General features: G+C 68.9%; 19 protein-coding genes. 7 read left to right on the top strand and 12 right to left on the bottom strand.

What is annotated here, in order from left to right; genetic code table 11:
* Both VIG76_RS08565 and VIG76_RS08570 read right to left on the bottom strand, forming a co-directional pair.
* Positions 1–386: tyrosine-type recombinase/integrase (locus VIG76_RS08565; protein ID WP_331953140.1), on the bottom strand; the 386-nt coding region annotated here is incomplete at its 3' end.
* A gap of 188 nt (positions 387–574) precedes the next feature.
* The gene (locus VIG76_RS08570) at positions 575–1186 is read right to left on the bottom strand and encodes a helix-turn-helix domain-containing protein (protein WP_331953142.1); all 612 of its coding nucleotides are present in this window, start codon (positions 1184–1186) and stop codon (positions 575–577) included.
* Positions 1187–1262: 76 nt separating this feature from the next.
* On the opposite strand from VIG76_RS08570, the gene VIG76_RS08575 reads away from it, so the two are divergent.
* Together VIG76_RS08575 and VIG76_RS08580 are read left to right on the top strand one after the other, a co-directional pair.
* Positions 1263–2189, top strand: a complete 927-nt coding sequence (locus VIG76_RS08575) for an NAD(P)/FAD-dependent oxidoreductase (RefSeq protein WP_331953144.1) — start codon at positions 1263–1265, stop codon at positions 2187–2189.
* Between the two features lie 63 nt (positions 2190–2252).
* Positions 2253–2507 (top strand): putative antibiotic biosynthesis monooxygenase, encoded by a 255-nt coding sequence (locus VIG76_RS08580; protein ID WP_331953146.1) that lies wholly within the window; start codon positions 2253–2255, stop codon positions 2505–2507.
* Positions 2508–3045: 538 nt separating this feature from the next.
* On the opposite strand, the gene VIG76_RS08585 is transcribed toward VIG76_RS08580, so the two are convergent.
* The 4 genes from VIG76_RS08585 to VIG76_RS08600 form a co-directional block, all read right to left on the bottom strand.
* Entirely contained in the window at positions 3046–4089 is a 1044-nt protein-coding gene (locus tag VIG76_RS08585) for an IS110 family RNA-guided transposase (RefSeq protein ID WP_331953148.1), read from the bottom strand.
* Between the two features lie 626 nt (positions 4090–4715).
* Positions 4716–5849 carry a serine hydrolase domain-containing protein gene (locus tag VIG76_RS08590; RefSeq protein ID WP_331953150.1) on the bottom strand — a complete coding sequence of 378 codons (1134 nt, stop codon included), beginning with the start codon at positions 5847–5849 and terminating at the stop codon, positions 4716–4718.
* Positions 5850–5951: 102 nt separating this feature from the next.
* Positions 5952–7241: an MFS transporter gene (locus VIG76_RS08595; RefSeq protein ID WP_331953152.1), complete on the bottom strand. Its 1290-nt coding sequence runs from the start codon at positions 7239–7241 to the stop codon at positions 5952–5954.
* A 396-nt stretch (positions 7242–7637) separates the two neighbouring features.
* The gene (locus VIG76_RS08600) at positions 7638–8258 is read right to left on the bottom strand and encodes a TetR/AcrR family transcriptional regulator (RefSeq protein ID WP_331953154.1); all 621 of its coding nucleotides are present in this window, start codon (positions 8256–8258) and stop codon (positions 7638–7640) included.
* Between the two features lie 370 nt (positions 8259–8628).
* Between VIG76_RS08600 and VIG76_RS08605 the strand changes: the two genes are divergently transcribed.
* The gene (locus tag VIG76_RS08605) at positions 8629–9591 is read left to right on the top strand and encodes an alpha/beta hydrolase (protein ID WP_331953156.1); all 963 of its coding nucleotides are present in this window, start codon (positions 8629–8631) and stop codon (positions 9589–9591) included.
* Between the two features lie 551 nt (positions 9592–10142).
* Here VIG76_RS08605 and VIG76_RS08610 read toward each other — a convergent pair.
* A complete protein-coding gene (locus tag VIG76_RS08610) occupies positions 10143–10535 on the bottom strand; it encodes a nuclear transport factor 2 family protein (protein WP_331953158.1) in 393 nt (130 codons plus the stop codon).
* A 726-nt stretch (positions 10536–11261) separates the two neighbouring features.
* Here VIG76_RS08610 and VIG76_RS08615 point away from each other — a divergent pair.
* Complete coding sequence (locus VIG76_RS08615) at positions 11262–12815, top strand: outer membrane protein assembly factor BamB family protein (RefSeq protein WP_331953160.1); 1554 nt, start codon at positions 11262–11264, stop codon at positions 12813–12815.
* A gap of 101 nt (positions 12816–12916) precedes the next feature.
* Here VIG76_RS08615 and VIG76_RS08620 read toward each other — a convergent pair whose 3' ends face one another.
* Together VIG76_RS08620 and VIG76_RS08625 are read right to left on the bottom strand one after the other, a co-directional pair.
* The gene (locus VIG76_RS08620; protein ID WP_331953162.1) at positions 12917–13219 is read right to left on the bottom strand and encodes a hypothetical protein; all 303 of its coding nucleotides are present in this window, start codon (positions 13217–13219) and stop codon (positions 12917–12919) included.
* A 212-nt stretch (positions 13220–13431) separates the two neighbouring features.
* Positions 13432–14175: an alpha/beta hydrolase family protein gene (locus VIG76_RS08625; protein WP_331953164.1), complete on the bottom strand. Its 744-nt coding sequence runs from the start codon at positions 14173–14175 to the stop codon at positions 13432–13434.
* A 136-nt stretch (positions 14176–14311) separates the two neighbouring features.
* Here VIG76_RS08625 and VIG76_RS08630 point away from each other — a divergent pair, with 136 nt between their 5' ends.
* Both VIG76_RS08630 and VIG76_RS08635 read left to right on the top strand, forming a co-directional pair.
* A complete protein-coding gene (locus VIG76_RS08630) occupies positions 14312–14545 on the top strand; it encodes a hypothetical protein (RefSeq protein ID WP_331953166.1) in 234 nt (77 codons plus the stop codon).
* A 248-nt stretch (positions 14546–14793) separates the two neighbouring features.
* On the top strand, positions 14794–15654 hold the full coding sequence (locus VIG76_RS08635; RefSeq protein ID WP_331953168.1) for an SGNH/GDSL hydrolase family protein: 861 nt from the start codon (positions 14794–14796) through the stop codon (positions 15652–15654).
* Between the two features lie 318 nt (positions 15655–15972).
* Here the strand turns inward: VIG76_RS08635 and VIG76_RS08640 are convergent, their stop codons facing one another.
* From VIG76_RS08640 to VIG76_RS08650, 3 genes are all read right to left on the bottom strand, one after another.
* Positions 15973–16461: a DUF1269 domain-containing protein gene (locus VIG76_RS08640; RefSeq protein WP_331953170.1), complete on the bottom strand. Its 489-nt coding sequence runs from the start codon at positions 16459–16461 to the stop codon at positions 15973–15975.
* Positions 16462–16600: 139 nt separating this feature from the next.
* Complete coding sequence (locus tag VIG76_RS08645) at positions 16601–17098, bottom strand: hypothetical protein (protein ID WP_331953172.1); 498 nt, start codon at positions 17096–17098, stop codon at positions 16601–16603.
* A 393-nt stretch (positions 17099–17491) separates the two neighbouring features.
* Positions 17492–17833 carry a hypothetical protein gene (locus VIG76_RS08650; protein WP_331953174.1) on the bottom strand — a complete coding sequence of 114 codons (342 nt, stop codon included), beginning with the start codon at positions 17831–17833 and terminating at the stop codon, positions 17492–17494.
* A gap of 96 nt (positions 17834–17929) precedes the next feature.
* On the opposite strand from VIG76_RS08650, the gene VIG76_RS08655 reads away from it, so the two are divergent.
* A complete protein-coding gene (locus VIG76_RS08655) occupies positions 17930–18379 on the top strand; it encodes a MarR family winged helix-turn-helix transcriptional regulator (RefSeq protein ID WP_331953176.1) in 450 nt (149 codons plus the stop codon).
* Positions 18380–18481: the final 102 nt, after the last annotated feature.

An 18481-nucleotide genomic window follows, 5' to 3' on the forward strand; every position in this document is an offset into this window, starting at 1 on the left:
GTCTTCGCTTGCCCGTGGCCGTGTTCCTTGCTGATGGCGGTGAAGAACTGCTGCAACCGCCCCGGCGTCGCCTCGTCCACTCTCAGGTCGCCGAGCCGCGGAATGATGATCGCGCGCAGGACCTGCTCGTAGGTCGCGAGCGAGCCCGCGGCGAGCCCGGAGTCGCGCTTCTCCGCGAGGAAGCGCTCAGCGACCACCGACAAGCGCGTCGAGGCCGTCAGCTCACCCACTGTCGGGGTGGCCAGCTCGACGAGTGCCTCAAGGAGCGCGGTCGATGCTTTGGCTCCAGACCGTCCGGGACGAATGCGCTCGACCTGTCTGCGTTTGCCGTCAGGAAATCGATAGAGCGTCCTTGCGCGCCACACGCCAGGCGTGAGCTCGCGCACGTTGATCCTGCCGTAGGTGCTGATCGGCAGTCGGGGCCTTGCCACCGTCGACCTCCCTCGTCCCGCTGCGGAATGGTCTCCCGCCGGTCCGACAGGCCGTCCGCTGCCCGGAGCAGCGTGATCAACGTTCGCTTCGCGCGCAGTCGCGCGAAGGCCGCGACCTCAGGGCTCATGAGACTTCCGCCTCCTCAGGAGGAGACGTCGGCGTACTGCCCGCCACTTCCCCGCCTTGGAGCAGCCCGCACATGCACCCCTTCGCCTTGACGCCCGAAGAGGCTGAGGATCTCTGCCTGCTGACCGCCCGCGCTGCCGAACCAATGGGGAACGCGCGTGTCGAACTCAGCAGCCTCCCCGGGCTCGAGCGTCAGGTCCTGGCTGCCGAGGATGAAGCGGACCCGACCCGAGAGCACGTAGAGCCACTCGTACCCGTCATGCACCCGCAACTCGGGAGGGATCTGCGACGCCGGAATCACGATTTTCCATGCCTGCACGCTGCCCGGTCGAGGCGTCAGAGGAATGACCGTTCGCCCGTGAACACGCCTGGGCTTGAGCCGGATCCGGGGGTCGCCCACCTCCGGCGCGCCGACCAGGTCGTCGAGCGGCACCCGGTACGCCCTCGCAAGCGGCAGGAGCAGTTCGAGGCTCGCCCGCCGTTGGCCGGTCTCCAGTCGGGACAGCGTGCTCTTGGAGATCCCGGTCATCTCCGAAAGGACCGACAGCGAGAAAGCCCGCTGCGCGCGCAAACGTCTGAGCCTGGCCCCCACGCCTTCGAGCGCCTGAGTGATGCTTTCGTCCTCCATGACGGCAGTCCACTCCTTCGTCCCAGAACCAGCAACGATCGTTGCTGATCCGGTGACGAGTGGCCACGGTGGGGCCATGAGCGAATACGACGTCCTGATCATCGGCGGCGGCGCCGCCGGCCTCAGCGCAGCTCTCGTCCTGGCCCGAGCCCGCCGGTCGATCGTCGTGATCGACGGCGGCGCACCTCGCAACGCGCCCGCCGCGCACATGCACGGCTTCCTCTCCCGCGATGGCGTCGATCCGGCGACGTTCCTTGCCGCCGGCCGTTCCGAGGTGCAGCGGTACGGCGGCGAGGTGCGCAACGCGAAGGCGCTCGACGTCGTTCAGACGGCTTCCGGGTTCTGCGCCCGCCTTTCAAATGGAGAGACGGCCACCGGACGACGCGTGCTGCTCGCTACGGGGCTCCGGGACGTTCTGCCGGACATCCCCGGGATCCGTGAGCGTTGGGGGAAGGACCTGCTCCACTGCCCGTACTGCCATGGGTGGGAGGTTCGCGATCAACCGCTCGGAGTGCTGGGCGCAGACCACGACGCGGTGCAGCATGCCCTGCTCCTTCGTCAGTGGTCCTCTGACGTGATCTTGTTCACCGGGTCGGATCGGGTCGGGCAGAGCGGACATGACGCACTGATCGCCCGGGGCGTGCGAATCGTCTCCGGTGCGGTCGCGTCTCTCGCCGTGGAGAACGACCGACTCGTCGGGGTCTCGCTCGCCGATGGCGTGGTCGTCCCGCGAGATGCCCTTTTCGTCCGTCCCCGCTTCGCTCCCAACGACCGCCTCGCTGTCGAGCTGGGTTGCGCATCCGACGGGACCGGCTGGCTGATCCAGGACGGGGCTGGACGCACCAGCGTCGACGGCGTCTGGGTCGCGGGGAACGCCGGCGATCCTCGAGCCCAAGTGATCACTGCAGCCGGCGAAGGTTCGGCAGCTGCCATCTCCATCAACGGCGACCTTGTCGCCGAAGACATTGAGATCGCCCTCTCACCTACTTCGACGCAGGTCTAGGCCTTGCCACCGGAGCGCCCGCTGAGCGCAAGCCACGATTCCTCACCAGAACAAGGAGATCCGATGTCCGAGATCGAACAGCCCCTACGACCCGTCCCACCTCCGTCGCGCCATCAGATGGCAGCGATGATCTGGATCGCTGTCTTCCCCACCCTCACACTGCTCAACCTGCTCCTCGGCGGGCTGCTCAGGACCACTCCCGTCGTGGTCAAGACACTCGTGCTGGCCACGATCGCCGTGCCGATCGTGATCTACGGACTGATGCCTCCGCTCCAGCGGATTCGCGCATCGCTCATCCGGCGCGGCCGGAGACGCTGACCAGAAGGTCGTAGGCGTCCGGCCGCCAAGGGTCGCCGTCGGCCTGCAAGGTTCTGCTGCGCGCTGAGTGGCGCGCAGCACAGCCGAGTGGCACGGGAGCCAGTCCGTCGGCAAGTTGATCGCGCCCAAGTTCTCCGCACCTACTGAACGCAGAGTGTTCTCGCCTGCCGCTGACACGAGGCCCTGCAGCCGTGGATGCGAGCCGGCTCCTACCCGCTTCGACCAGCCCGACAAAGCGCCACCCCATAGACCCGACTAACCGGTCGGTCCTTTCGACTCCAACGAATTAGTCCTACCTGCATCATCTTCCTCTGCTCATTCCTTCCACTTCAATGCCAATCAGACCTGAACCTCTCTCGAATTGACACCCTGTCCACGTACCCATCGCCCATCGACAATCCCTGATCCACATATCCGCTTCCACCCGAGTTTTGTTCCGTCCTGGCCTGCCTCCTGCACTTGCGAACCACCCACAGCACAAGCCCTCTTTTGGCGCTGTGCTGCGGGTGGTTCGCAAGCAGCGACGCTCCTATGGATGTCAAGCGGTGTGTTCGAGGAGGCGATAGAGGTCTCGGGCGACGTAGCGTTTGAGGCAGCGGATGATCTCGCGGCGGCTGCGGCCCTGCTGGGTGCGGCGGTCGGCGTAGGCGCGGGTGCGGTCGTCGTAACGCAGGCGGGTGAGCACGATGTTGTGCAGGGCGCGGTTCAGTTGCCGGTCGCCGTAGCGGTTGATCCGGTGTCGGTTCACGACCTGGCCGCTGGTGGCGGGGATCGGGGCGACGCCGCCGAGCATCGCGAACGCGGCTTCGGAGTGGATGCGGCCGGGGTGTGACCAGGCGCAGAGGATCACTGCGGCGTTGATCGGGCCGACGCCCTTCTGCTCGAGCAGGTCGGGCCGCATCGAGCGGGCGATGCGGAGGATCTCGCGTTCGTAACCGGCGGCTTCGTCGGCCAGATCGTGTGCGCGACGGGCCAGGGCGCGCAGCACCGTGACGGTCGTGGCGGTCTCCAGATCCATCGACGGGTTCACCCGCATCTTGGCTGCGGTGCGCAGCATCGCCGGCAGCTTCTGGCCCCGCAGCTTCGCCCGGACCGGTTCGGGGGCAGCGATCACGAGGCTGAAGAGCTGTCGTTGCGCATCGGTGGCGGACTCGACCGCGGAACGGCGAGCCGCCAGCAGCACCGACAGCGCCTGCCGTTCCCCGGCCGAGCGTGGCGTCCCCAACCGTGGACGAGCCAGCGCCTCCCGGGCCGCGCGGATCGCGTCCAACGGGTCGGACTTCGCCCCGTTGCGGCGCTGCGCCCGCTCGGGACGGTCCAGCTCCACCACCAGCTCGGCGCGCTGCTCGAGGTGACGGGTCAGACCGGCGCCGTGACCGCCGGTGCCCTCGATCGCCCAGGCCCGCAATCCCGAATGCTGGTCAGCGAACTCGACCAGCTCGGCATAGCCGGCGACGGTCGCATCGACGGTCCGTTGCGCCAGGACACCGCCGGTGCCGGCATCGACGACCGCAGCGGTGTGGGTCAGGACATGGGTGTCGACCCCGATGACGACATCGACGAGATCGATCAGACTGTTCATCGCGTTCTTCTCCTTGCCGGGACGGGACGTGGATCCCGGTCCGGGACGGAGAAGCGGCAGGACTGTGATGGGACACGAGGAGCGCGCGAACGCTCAACGGTCAAGCTCCTGATCAGGCCAGTCACTCCGCTCGGGCCGGGGCCGGCAGCTCCAGGCGGACAAGTCGCGTCAAAGGCACGAAGCCAGTCAGCCGAAGGGTCACGCCCGAAGCCACCAGCCACAGCCCAACACCGTCAGACTGCGAACACCACCCTCACAGTCAGCTGAGGAGGCAGGCCAGGACGGGACAAAACGAGCCGAAACCCGTCGTTAGCCCCATCGCTCTCAACGACGGGGCTAACGACGGGTTCCGCCGGCGACTCGCCAGTGGCCGCTGACGCGGCCGGACCTTGCACGCGGTCAGTCGAGGAGCCTGCCGAGGGGCTGCGCGCAGGACGCCGGCACCGAGCGTGACGCCGGCCGCCTCGGCGCCGGACGTGTCGAGCGATCCGCTGGACCTGGGCGCGACGGCAGCAGGAGCTTCATCGTGAACGCCTGCGACGGGTGCGAGCGGCCGAGTCGCAAGGGAACCCGTAGGTACCCCGGTCGGCGGCCGAGAAGTCGTGGATTCCGTCGGGACCCGGGGGTCAGAGGCAGGCGCGGAGGGAGTCGCAGAGGGCTTCGGCGCGGTCGTCCGGTTCACCGCCAGGGCGGTTGGTCTGGTAGGCGAGCGAGACGCCGTGCTCGAGGTGAGCGAAAGCGAGCTGGCCTGCTGCGCCGTCGTGGCCGAAGCTTCCAGGGCCGGCCATGCCCCGGCGGATGGAGTCGAGCATGAAGCCGGTTCCCCAGCGGTGCCCGGCGTCCGGTCCGAAGAACGGCGTCCCGGTGGAGAGTGGACGGCGGGCGTCGCGCACGGTGTCGGCGCGCAGGAGCCGCACCCCGTCGACCTCGCCGACGGTCGCGGCGTAGAGCCGTGCGACATCGTGCGCGGTTCCGACCAGGTTCCCTGCGGGTATCTCCAAGGACAGGAACTCGGGCTGGTTCGCGGTGGTGAAGAGGTCGAGTCCGTCGAAGGCACCGTTCATGCCCATCACCCGTGCGAGCAGATCGACGTCGATGCCTCCGACGTCGATGGCTTCCTGGCTCGGCAGCGGCTCGCCGAGCATGGCGAGTGTCGGATCGTCCACGTCGGCGCCGAAGGTCAGGGTGAGCCCGAGCGGCTCAGCGATGCGCTGCTGAAGCCACTCGCTCGGGCGCTTCCCGGTGGTGCGACGGAGCACCTCTCCCGCGAGCCATCCGAAGGTGAGGGCGTGGTAGGCATGCCCGGTTCCCGCATCCCAGAGCGGGGCCTGGAGCGCCAGGGCCTCCGTGACGGGAGTCCAGCTCCGCAGGTCATCGGCGGTGAGGCGCGTCTCGGGGGCGATCAGGCCTGCTTGATGGGCGAGGATCTGCCGGACGGTGACTGCGCTCTTGCCATTGGCGGCGAACTCGGGCCAGTAGTCGGCGACCGGCGCGTCGAGGACGAGGTGTCCCTCCTCGGCCGCCATGAGCAAGCAGACGGTGGTGACCCCCTTGCTGACCGAGAACAGGACGCTCCGCGTGTCCCGTGTCCATGGGCCGCGCCCGGAGTCACCGGCCCAGAGGTCGACCACGATGTCGCCGTGCACGTAGACGGTGCACGCGGCGCCCGTGTCACCGCGCTCGGTGAAGTTGGCGAGGAATGCGTCGGCGATCTTCTGGAAGCCAGTGGCGACGTGTCCGTCGGCGTGAATCGTGTTCATGAGGTCGGTCCCTTCGACGTGATGTCCGTGTCTGTGAGCGTCAGAGCCCGGCGAGTTGACCGGTGCGGGCGCACCTTGGGGGCGCACCGGCCACCTTCTGGTTCAGGCAGCGGCGAGCTCCGCGTCCACTGGCTCGTCCTCGTGGTCGAACTCGTTGACCACCCGGTTGCCGTGGAAGCCTCCCCAGCCGATCGCCACTCCCGCGGCGGCGAGCACCGAGAGCGTGATGAAGAACACCGTCGGTGATGCGGCGATCAACGCCGGCACCGGCGCCAGCAGTACTGCTGGGACGATCCGAGCGAGACCGAAGAGGAAGCCCTGCGCGGTGCCTCGCAGCATGGTGGGGAACGCCTCGTTCGCCCACACGCGGAAGATCGGCTCGCCGCAGAACACGGTGCCGAGCCCGGCGAGGAAGACCGCCGCGACGAGGGTCGTCAGGTTGATGCCGAACAGCACCGGCACCAGGTAGCCGACGACGAACAGCACACCGCCCGCGAGGAAGAAGGTGAGCCGGAAGCGCGTGTCGATGATGCGCATGAAGAACACCTGCGCGATCACGGCGAGGGGCAGCCCGAGCAGGATGACCACCGAGAACGTGGCCACCGGCACGCCGCCGTAGTTGGCGCCGACGTATGCCACGTAGGAGCCGAAGACCTGAATGGGCACGCTCACCAGGGTGAAGAAGCCCGCCAGGACGAGGAAGGGGAAGCGAAGCGGTCGCTGCAGGAGATCGCGAAGGTGGACGGTCTGCGCCCGCACGGACAGCACGCCTCGGCGCCGCTCGTCGCGAGCGGTGATCCAGCTCGTGGACTCGGGGATCGTCAGCCGTAGGAGCAGCACCACGAGGCCCACGACGACGACCAGGCCATAGATCGCCTGCGCTCCGAAGCGTCCTGTCGCGGCCGTGAGGGACGTGACGAGCACCGTCGCGCCGATGCCGATGCCCCAGAGCAGGTTCGACAGCACGAGGATCTTGCCCCGGTTCGTGTCGCTGGCCGCCTCCGCGATCGTCGCCAGGGAGACCGGGATGTCAGCACCGACCGCCAGACCGAGCACGCTCAGGCCGGCCAGGATTGGCCAGAAGCTCGTCGCGAGCATCGGAAGCAGGCCCCCGGCCACCACGAGAACCATCGTGGCGATGAAGACCCTGCGGCGTCCGAAGCGGTCGCCCAGGCGTCCCCCGACAAGCGCGCCGATCGCGACGCCAAATGTCAGGACGCTGGTCAGAACGCCGATCTCCGTCGGCGTCAGACCGATGGTGTGCTGGTAGATCACCAGCGCGAAGGCATTGCCTGTGACTGCAGCACCGTCGAGGAACGACGCCATGCCGGCGACGAAGCCCACCCACCACGGGTTCACGGCCCGCCGTCGCACTGCCGTCGGTTGAGACATCTCTTCTCCTTTGAAGGGGTCGAGCGGTGCTGGAAGCAGAGCTCATCCGACGGGGGTGTCGGGGTTGGTAGGACCGTAGATCAACATTGTCCAACTTGGCAAGTGTTCATCGTGGCCAACTTTCACCGCCCGCCGCGACCGTGCGGACTCCGGCGCACGGTGCACGGCGCACCGGCGCACGGCGCACGCCTATGGAGCCGTCCGCGAGCGCTGCAGACCGAGCGGCAGAACGACGGGCAGGAGGTTTCGCGGCCGCGACACCAACGCGCGACACAGTCGCGACGAGTTCGGCGACCGGCTCTCCGTAGCAGGCGAACGGGCGCCCCGGAGCCGTCGAGTCCTACTCAGGGAAAGGCGCCTGTGGCCCGCCGGCAGAGGCAGGGCGTTTCCCCTGCCCTAGGCGCGAAGTTGGTCGAGGTACGCGTTCAGGTGCTCGTCGAGGGCGATGCTGCGGTCGTAGAGCCATTGCAGCTGGAGCCCTCGGATCATGGCGGTGATGTGCCGTGCAGTCATGTCGATGTCGAGCTCGGGGCGAAGGCGCCCGCGATCCCTCTCGAGCACGAGCTCGCGTCGGATGGCCTCGTTGGTGTCGTCGATGCGTCGGCGGGCCCAGTCGTGGGCGGAGTGATCCGGCCTGTGGGCTTCTCCGAGGATGGTGACATCGAGGCCGATGATCCCGGGGATCTCCTCGTTCGTCCGGATCAGGTCGCCGGCGAGGTCGAGGAGCCCGCGTTGCGCCAGGCCCTCGGCGACCAGGGGACGTTCGCGCTCCGCTTGCGCCGCGAACACGGCCTCGAGCAGGTCCTCCTTGGTGGGGAAGTAGTAGCTGAGGGCGGCGTGGCTGACACCCAGCCCTTCTGCGATCTTGCGCAGCGACAGGCGCTGGAAGCCCTGCTGCGCGAAGAGCTCGAGCGCGCCGTTGATGAACTCGTCCCTGCGCTGCTGACCGTTGGAGTACGGACCCCGCTTGCGCCCGTGGGGCGGTTCGGGCTCTCGTTCGCTCGTCGCGGCGGACATGAAACACCCCTCCGGCGGACGCGATCGAGCGCCTGATCCGAGCACAGTACCGCGCAACGTTTTCCATGTCGAAAGTTGTCCAGCGCGAACACTTGCCATAATGGACAGCTTCTGGCTATGGTTCGAGCGCCGCACCCGTGCTCCGTCGCTGCGAGGGTGTCCGGCCACCTCGAAGGAGAAGAACCATGAGGACTGCACGTGCGGGCTCACCGGTTCGGGCCGTCCAACCCTCGCGGATCGCCGTCATCGCCGATCTCGCGTCCCTCGCGGCGCGAGAAGCCCGGTCGACGAACGGCAGCCCCGATCTCCGGGTCGAAGCACGCCACGCCTGCCCCTGAACTGCCCGAACCTCGACCGGAAGAGATCAACGATGCCCCTCGACCCGTTCCTCGCCCCGCTCCTCGCGAACCTTCCGCCTCTCCCCGACCACATCGACGACTTCGACGCGTTCCGCGCGCAGGAGACCGCCGGCGCTGACGCCCTCGTGGACCAGCTCATGGAGCCGGGCCCCGACGTGGCGAGCGAGCAGACGATCTCCATCCCCGTCGAGGGCGGCGTGATCGACCTCGTCGTGTTCCAGCCCTTCTCGGGCGGTCCGCACCCGGTGCACCTCTACATCCACGGCGGCGGATGGATCAGCGGTACCGCCCACAGCCGAGCCACGGCGAACACCTGCAGAGAACGTGCGATCGGTGCCGACTGCACCGTCATCGCCATCGAGTACCGGAAAGCCCCCGAGCACCGGTTCCCGACCGCTCTCAACGACTGCTTCGCCGCCCTGACCTGGGTCGCGAACCATGGGGACCAGCTCGGCATCCGCCCCGAACTGATCACCGTCGGCGGCGGATCCGCAGGCGCGAACCTCGCCGCCGCGCTCACCCTCAAATCCCGCGACGAGGGCGGCCCCGCGATCGCGTTCCAGCTGCTCGAGGTGCCCGCGCTCGACCTCACGCTCGCCAGCCCGAGCCTGCAGGAGAACGGGACCGGGTACGACCTCACGCTCGACGCGATCCGCGAGCTCGCGGCGCTCTACCTTCCGTCGTCCGATGACGCGACGAACCCGTACGCGTCACCGCTGCTCGCACCCGGACTGTCAGGGCTACCCCCCGCGTACATCATGTCTTCGGAGTTCGATCCGCTCCGAGACGACGGCGCTCGCTACGCAGAAGCGCTCACTGCGGCGGGCGTTCCTGCCCAGTTCTCGCTCCAGCTCGGCCACATACACGCCTCCTCCGCATTCACGAAGGTCATGCAGTCCGCGAGGGACTGGCGAGACGAGGCGCTCACAGTGCTCCTTCGCGCCAACCGACGTCCCGCGACGACTGTCGGCTAGAGGGTCGAACGGCGCCATCCTGCCCCGGATGCGCTGCGTGGCCGGGTGAGCTCGGCGCCCCATTGAGCCTATGTCCGACCCCACTGGGGGGCTGAGCGTGTGTGCGCCGTGTGTGCAATCCGCCGCGGTTCCTGTGACTCTCGGCCCATCGTCGCAAGCGAAGAAGCCCGGAAACATGCGGATCTGGAGTCACCGGAGACCCTGATCTGTCTCCGTAAACGGCATTCCCGTGCCTACGGATCAGAAGGTTGGGGGTTCGAGTCCCTCCGGGCGCGCAAGTGGAATAGCGGAAGACCCCGGTGAAGCCGGGGTCATTCTGTCCCAAGGAGACGCTGGAGCGGGCCGCCTGGGAGCGCAACTGGTACAGGGCCGACTGACCGCCGCTCGGCGCTCCACCCGGAGCGACCACAGCGTCGGGGCGGCGCCGCAGGGCCAGGGCGCGCCGTGGTGGCGGAGGCGGGCCACGGACGACGATCAGGGACTCCTCGAGGTCGAGGCCCCGCCCGACGACCAAGTCTCGTCGGGCCGCACTACGAGCGCCGCCCCGCTTCCTACTCCCAAAAGGCGTCGTCCGCCGCGCTGTCTGTGACGAACTGCTGCACCTCATGAACGACGCCGTCCTCGATCGTGAAGACGTTCACCTGGTCCTCGTCGAGGACCTTGCCGTCACGCTCACCATGCACGTGGTGTAACGCGACGACGCGCTGATCCCCACCCATGAATTCAGTCACATTCACCGTGAACGTTCCGTTCGAACGGGTGAACAGCTCGCCGAAGGTCGCAAGGATGGCGTCTCGCCCCTCGCTTCGGCCGGATATGACTCCGGTGCCTGGGGAGTTCCAGACGGCGTCCTCGGCGAACAACTGCCCAAGCGTCGTCATGTCGCCGCTGCTGAAGGCGTCGTACCCGCGGCGGACCAATGCGATGTTCTCTTGCGTGCCCATGATCTTCCCTCTCAGGCCGCAGACCCATCGTCGCGGTCGCGGCCGAGCGTAGGCCTCACCGCACCCGATGCATACAGGCCAAGGACCACCGCTCGTGGGAGACCTGTGCGCAGTCGATGAGCTCGCACCTCGACATCGAGCCCTGCCGCCACGAACGTGCACCGAGTGCTGATGTGGGCCCACATGGGAGCTTGACCCGGTCTTCCTGACACCCGATCTGGAGCGAGGTGATCGCTTCTGGAACGAGTCCGAAGGATGCTGCTGCCAAGCCGCCGGAGCCCGACGTCCTGGGCTCGTGGTGGTTGCGTCGGGTGAGCCCGTCGTACAGGTCGCGCGGAACCTCGGGATCAGCGAGTCGTGTCTGCGTCGCTGAATCTCCCAGACGCCGTCGACAGCGCCAAGCGGAGGGGATGACCAGCGCGGAGAAGCGTGAGCCGGTCGAGCTTCCTCGCACGAATCGGGTGATCGGGGTGGAAGTCGAAATCGTGAAGCGGGCCGGCGCTTACTTCGCGAGGGGGACCGTCCTCCCGAGATGAGGTTCCGACTGGGGACGGATTGACCCGCCTCCGCGTGATTTCACGGTCCCCGGCGCGCCTCGGGCTTCAGCCGGAGGCGGCAGTGGGTCAAGCCCTCTAGACCTTTCCCGAGGCCAGGAGGGGCGAAAGTGCTCTAGCGCGTCGGTGTCGTGAGGTGTAGGCCTAGCGAGGAGCGGAGCGGGGGAATCTGATGCATTTATCCAGATCCATTGCCACGGTGGCTGCCGTTGGTTTGACCGTGTTGGGGCTGACCACAGCAGCGCCGGCTCTGGCCACGACCCACCCGACTCCGACCCACCCGACGCCGTTGACGCCGGGGAAGCTGTTCCCGACGACACCCATCACGCCCGAGCACGGATCGGTGGCGAAGGCGCCGCCCTTCGCAGCGCCGGCCGGCGTCACGTACGACGTCACGACCTTCGGGTACGACCTGGGCCGGAGCGGGGTGAACACCGCAGAGGCGGGTCTGAACCCGAGCAACGTCGGCGGCATCCAGCAGCGGTGGCACATGGGCTTCGCGACCAAGGGCGCCTTCGACGCGACCCCGGTCGGCGCCTCGAATGTGGGCACGAGGTTGGGCACGCTCAACCTGATCTACGTCGGCGACGAGCGGGGGGGCTTCGGCGCGATGGACGCCGCCACCGGCACCGTCGTATGGCAGCACAAAGTCGGCTTCCAGCACACCACCTGCGGAGACTTCCCCAGCGGGAATGCCGGTGTCACGGGCGCGGCGACCCTCGACAGGGCCACGAACCGCGTCTACGTGGTCGGCGGCGACGGGAAGCTGTACGCCTTCGACATGGGCACCGGTGACCCCGCCAGTGGGTGGACGCCGACGACCGTCACCAGCGACCCGGCACATCTGCACGTCTACGGTGGCCTGACGTTGGACCCCACGCGTCACACGATCTACGCCGGGCTCGCCAGCTACTGCGACCACACCCCGTACAGAGGCCGGTTGGTGGCCGTGGACACCGGGTCGAGGACGGTGAGGAGCTTCGTCGTCATCAAGAACAAGACCCAGAGCGGCGGCGGCATCTGGGGCTGGGGCGGCGCCTCGCTCGACCCCGGAGGCAATCCGTACGTCACGACAGGGAACGCGCTGCCCAACGGGGCGACGGAGGCCACCCCCTACGCCGAGTACGTCGTCAAGCTCAGCCCCAGCCTGGCCGTCCTCGGCGCCCATCACCCGACCCTCACCGGCCGGGACGTGGACTTCGGTGCGACGCCGACCCTGATCGACCTGCGGATCACCGGCTGCTCGCTGCGGCTGGCGGCGGAGAACAAGAACGGCTTCCTCTACATCTACAACCGCGACGACATCAAAGCGGGGCCGGTCGAGACGGTGCCGATCGCCAACGGAAGCGCCCACAACTACTTCCAGGGGCTTCCTGCCTACGACAGGAGCAGTCGGACCCTGTACATCTCGAACCCGGGCGATGGAGGCCGCCGCCATGGTGTCGTCGCCCTCCGGTTCGGGACCAACTGTCGGACCACGCTGCTCTGGAACTCGGTGGCCGGCCCGACTGCATCCCCGGTCTCTCCGCCGGTGGTCGCCAACGGCGTGGTGTTCTATGCGGACGGCACGGGCCGTACCGTTCACGCGTTCACCGCGACAACCGGGCACAAGCTGTGGACCAGCGCCGCCGGCCTATTCGGCGGCCCCGTCTTCGGGGCGCCGCTCGTCTTCGACGGACGCGTCTTCGTGCCTTCGCGAGGGGGAACCCTGCACGCCTTCGGCTGAGCCGTCAGCCGCAGGACGTCGCGGGCAGGCCCTGACCTGAGGGCCTGCCCGCGAGCGCCTCCAGCGGCCGGTCGGCCCGTACGCCTGAGGCAGCTACCGGCTCACATGAGCGCGGGGGCACGGACCTCGTTGAGCACCTCGAACACGGTCTCCTGCGGCGGTTCGGTGAACCCGCCGGGGATGCCTGCCTGCATGCGCGGCATCAGGATCGAGTTCCGGAAGGTCTCCCAGCTCTCCTTCGAATCGTGGACAGCGACCACGACCCAGCCGTCCGCCGACGGCCCTGCCACGTGGGAGATCTGACCGGCGGGGAGGCTCCCGTCAGCCGGGTGCACCGCTCCGACGCTGGCCTTGTACTGGGATTCCGTTCCACCCTTGAAGTGGTGGATCACGCCGTAGGACATGGTTCGACCTCGCTTCTCGCAATCGACCCTGGCCCGATGGATCGGGGCGGCCCGGGACTGTCTCGGCGGGGCGCCCGTGACGCTAGGCCCCTGCTGGATGGGTTGTCGATGGACCTTCGGCTCTTGACACTCCCGGATCTGGGCGTCGCCTTCGCTGGAATCGCCGTGGACGCGACCGATGCCACCGGGTCAGGGCTTCGGCCCACGACGGTTCAGTGCGTGACCGCGAGGATCTCCTCGAGCGCGGCCTGCAGCTCGTCGAAGGCAGGATGCAGGGGCTCGATCACCGCCATGTGGTCGCCGTCCACGACGGTGACGGCGGCGTCCTGCCCGGCCTCGCGAGCTGCAGCCACGTAGGTGTCGGACTGGTTCATGGGGACGACGTCGTCTCGGCTGCCGTGGACGATCCGAACCGGCAGGCCCTGCTCGATCCGCACGATCGGATCGGCTGCTTCGTAGCGCTCCGGGTGCTCCGTGGAGCTGCCGCCGAGCAGGCCCACGACGGCTCCGTTGCCGATGTTCTCCTGCTCGCCCAGACGGAGGTTGAGCACCCCCGCGAGACTGACGGCGCCGGCGAGCGCCACACCCGCCCGGGGCCGGGACAGCGCCCAGACGGCGAGGTGGCCGCCCGCGCTGTGCCCCACGGTGATCGTCGGTCCCGGCTCGACATCGAGCGAGGACGCGACGGCTGCGAGGTGCTCGATGCCGGCGGCGATGTCGTCGAGCGTCCCCGGCCACCCGCCGCCGTTCGGCAGCTGCCGGTACTCGAGCTGCCAGACGTTCCAGCCGCGCGCGACCAGCGCCTCGGCCATCGGCGTGGGGCCGTCGAAGTAGTCGGGCGTACCGCGCCAGAATCCGCCGTGGATCAGGATGACGGTTCCGCGGGAGGATCCGTCGGCGGAGCGGAACACGCCGTACTGCATCGGGCGGTCCCCGTACTCGAATCGCTCGATCACGACACGTGACGCTACTCGAGTCGATGGAGCGCCCCCGGAGGCGGCGGTGCGGGTGCGGTTCCGCTGTCAGAGGAAGCTGCCCGGCGGCGAACCCTCGCTAGGGTCGGTGACGGTCGAACGGAGGGCAGGGCTCGGCATGAACGACGAGACGCAAGCACGCATGGACTCGGCGATGGCAGCGCTGGCCGACTACTTCCGCAAGCCCGAGGCGGAACGCCGGCCGGGCGAGCTGGGGCGGCTCCAAGCCGAGCGTGACGCGGCATACCAGTCGAGCCGGAATCAGAAGCCCGCCCCGCCCTCCGGGGAGGGGCCGAGCGATCAACGCCCCCAGCCCCCGAAACAGACACGCCCCGAGCGGCTGCTCGAGTAGGACGGCCTACCCGTTCGGGGGCACCGTCGGCTCCGTCGAGCACGAGGTCGACGAGCGACGAGCTCGCAGGCGGAAGGCCGGGCCGCATGGGACCAGGCGCCGCGGCCGCTCGATCGTGATGCGGCGTCGCCGGACGCCGATCGATGGAGGCTTCCGTGTGTCACGAACGCGCCGCCCTCACCGAAGGTCCCGGCCAGTCACCCGTATCGGACGTGGGCTGAGCTCTCGGCGACACGTAGCGTGCGGACGTGCCCAAGCGACGAGGCGCCCACTCCGACATGGTGGGGCGCGGCCCGATGCGGGGCGTCGGCGCGGTCGGGCACTGGATGGCCGGATGGTTCGCGGTGCTCACACTGGGCCTTCTGGCGGTGGCGCTGACAGCGTGCAGCGCTTCGGCGGGCGCACCGTCGCCGACGCCCACGCCCACGCCCACGCCCACGCCCACCGCGACGTGGTCGCTGGCCGCGCTGGGTGACTCCATACCGGCGGGGACCGCGTGCGATTGCACGCCCTATCCCGAGCTGAGCGCCGCGGATCTGTCGCTGCCGGGCGCACGGTCGGTCATGGCGTCGAACGAAGCGGTCAGTGGATACACCAGCAGCGACCTGCTTCACCAGCTGAGCAGTGGAAGCGCCACGATCGACCAGGTCAAGGCTGCGAGCTTGGTGGAGATCGAGATCGGCGCGAACGACGCGTCGCGCTCCGAGTCGTGCGGGGACGACGTGTCCTGCTACCAGCCCAAGGTCACGGACCTCAGCGTGAACCTGCACGACATCGTGGATCGCGTCCACGAGCTCGCGGCCGGCCACCCGGTGCGGGTGGTGCTGCTGGACTACTGGAGCGTCTGGCTGGGCGGCCAGTACGCGCACGAGAAGGGCCAGGCCTACGCAGACGCGGCGGCAGGGGTCACCGCTGAGGTCAACACGGCGATCCGGGACGTCGCAGCCCGGACCGGGTCGACGTACGTGGACCTGCGCGCGGCGTTCAAGGGCCCCGACTACGCCTACGACGAGACCCACTACCTGGCCTCCGACGGCATCCATCCGAATGCCACCGGCCACGCGAAGATCGCCGTCGCCTTGGCGGAGGTGGCGCCGAAGGGGATGTAGCCGGCGAGCGCTCCTCGGGCGGAGCAACGAGCAGCTCGGGCCGGGCGAGGCCGGATGGACGAGCGGAGTCTCGCCGGCGACGGCGTGAGCGGAGGCACCGGCCGTCGTCCTTCAGCGCGCAGCCCGACCCACCGGTGGCAGCATCGGCGCCATGCAGCGGTGGCTCCTCCGGTAGACCGACGTCCGGGAGATCGAGCGAGACGACATGGCTTCACGGTCGCGCCAGGTGGAGGCATCCCCTGGAAGGTCCTGGACGCCGAGCCGGCCCTGGCCCGACCAGGTCGGCGGACGAGCGGCTGCCTCCCGATGGCCGTGCGGTCAGGCCGCCGCGGCGTCGTGCGTGAGGCGGTCCTCCTCCTCCTCGGAGATGGAGGTGCGGACCGTGGCCCCGCCGAAGGAGCGCATCTCCTCGGCGAACTCGTCCTCGTCGATCTTCGAGGCATAGACGACGACGGCCGACTTGCCGGCCGTGACCGCGCTCTGCACCTTCTCCCGGAACTCCGCGTTCACCGGTGACTTGTCGAGGTGGGCGAAGAGGGCACCGAGCGCGCCGCCGATCGCGAGGCCGAGGAACGGGATGAAGAACAGCAGCCCGATGAGGGTGCCGAAGAGGGCGCCCCGCCCGACGTCCTTGCCGAGCTCGCCGCTGTGCGGCGTCTCGACGTGCTTCTTGCCGGACTCGTCCACCTTCACCAGCGCCAGGCCGGCCAGCTCGACGACCAGGTCCTCCTGGAGGTTGAGGACCTTCCTGTACGCCGCTTCCGCGTCGGGCTCGTTCTCGAACGTGATCACGATCAACTCGGTCATGGCGCACCTCCCGGCAGCGACGGATCCTCCACGCATCGGTGCTCCGGCACGCCACGCCCGTCGCGGCAATCGTGACCCCCGGCCTTCGGGGGTCGGGTCACCCAACCCGGGTGAACGCACGCCGCCGCGAGCGCGGCGACTACCGGTGCTGACCCAAGGTCACCAGCGACGTCTGCAGGACGCTCAGGCCGTCGGTGTCGCCCTGCTCGTATCGGCGGCCGCCCCCGATCGTCGCCACCTCGCCGTTCGAGAACGTCAGGTCGAACATCACGCCGACCGGGCCGCCGGACGGCCCCATCCGCACGTCCCGGACGGCCACGCGCGTGACGGCGCTCCGCGGCGTCGCCGTCGAGAAGGCCACCTCGCCCACACCGGCGGCATCCACCGCCCCGGCGATCTGCACGAACACGGACGGGGTGAACGCACGGACCTCGACCGAGGCGCCTTGATCGGCGTGCCCGTCCACCGCGCTCTCGAGATAGAGCAGCTCGCCGGCGCTCAGCAAGGCCACGCGGGCGGTGATCTGCGCGATGAAGTCCTGCATCGACGCACGCGGGTCGTCGAACAGGGCACGCCACCCCGGGTGGCTCGCCTCGAGGGCGATCCGCACGGACTTCATCGCCAGCTGGTCGGCCATGGACGCTTCTCCGATCGGTGGGTCGGGCCAGCGTAGGCAATCCAGGTGCCGGACAGGTGGGTCGAAGGACCCAGCGGAGAGGTTCTCAGGCAGTGGTCGGGGACGGACGGACGACCAGAGGGCCGGACCACCTCGGAACGCCCTCGTGAGAGCGCCATTACGAGGCGTCCCTCGAAGCGGATGTTGCGCTCGACGTCGTACATCGCCGCTGGTTCGAGGCGGCTGCGATCCTGGGCTGCGTGCGATCCGGCCGTTCTCGCTTCGGGATCGAGAGCGAGTGGCTCGTGGGCACACTGCTGTACGGCGGCTCGGACGCGGTGTTCGAGGACCGACTCGCCCGCTGCGGGCGCAACTGATCCGCCGGCGGCCGAACCCGGCGGAGACGGATCCGTTTCAGTCGGAGACCGCTTCAGGCGCCACCTTCCGGACGGGCCCGAGCACCTCACCCGCGACGCGGACCTCCGCCGCCGGTGTCGCTTCCAGCGCACCCTCCACGCGCCCGACGATGACCGCCCGGCCCCCGTCCTGCACGTGCACCTTCCCCTGGGCCTCCCCCGTCAGGATCAGGGTCGCGCCCGGCTCGACCTCGGTCGCACCGACGATCAATCCCGACGCGAGCAGATGACCTCCGGACTCGACGGTCACCGCCCCCTTGTGCGTGCCTCGAAGGGCCGCGTCCTCATCGACGGAGACCGCCCCGACACTCGTCCTGCTGCCATCCGCCAGTTCGTCCACGCGGGCAACCTATACCTCGGCGATCGAGGAGAACCCGTGCCGTTCGGGACGAGGCGGCGTCGGGAGCGGACGGCCTACGCTGAGCGAGGAGGCTCGGTGACGGATCTGGATTCGGCGTTGCGCGCGACGCGGGCCCTGCTCGCCATCGTCGCCCGCAGCCTGGCGCCGGTGCTCGAGGAGGTGACGCTCCCCCAGTTCCGCGTGCTCGTCCTGCTCGAGACCCGGGGCCCGACGAGGGTGGGCAAGCTCGCCGAGCAGCTCGACGTGGTCCAGTCCACGTTCAGCCGAGTCCTCGATCGCCTCGAGGCCGCCGGATGGGTGTCGCGCGCCGCGAGCTCCGACTCGCGCCGCGAGGTGCTCGTGAGCATCTCCCCGCGGGGCAGCCGCCTGGTTCAGGACGTGTCCGCGAAGCGGCAGGCCGAACTCGATCGCGTGCTCGACGCCGTCCCGGCGGATGAGCGCTCCCGGATCGTCGACGCACTCGGCGCGTTCGCCGACGCCGCGGGCGAACCCGCCGCATCCGAGCTCCTCGTCCTGGGCATGTGAGGCCCGGCTCGTCGCCGGACCCGGGCGACCGATCCATGTAAGGTCTCAACATATGCGGGACTGCATGGGTTGGTGCGAGGACTGCTCGGGGCTGCTGGGGGT

The organism is Amnibacterium sp. (genome assembly GCF_036559085.1).
GTDB lineage: Bacteria > Actinomycetota > Actinomycetes > Actinomycetales > Microbacteriaceae > Amnibacterium.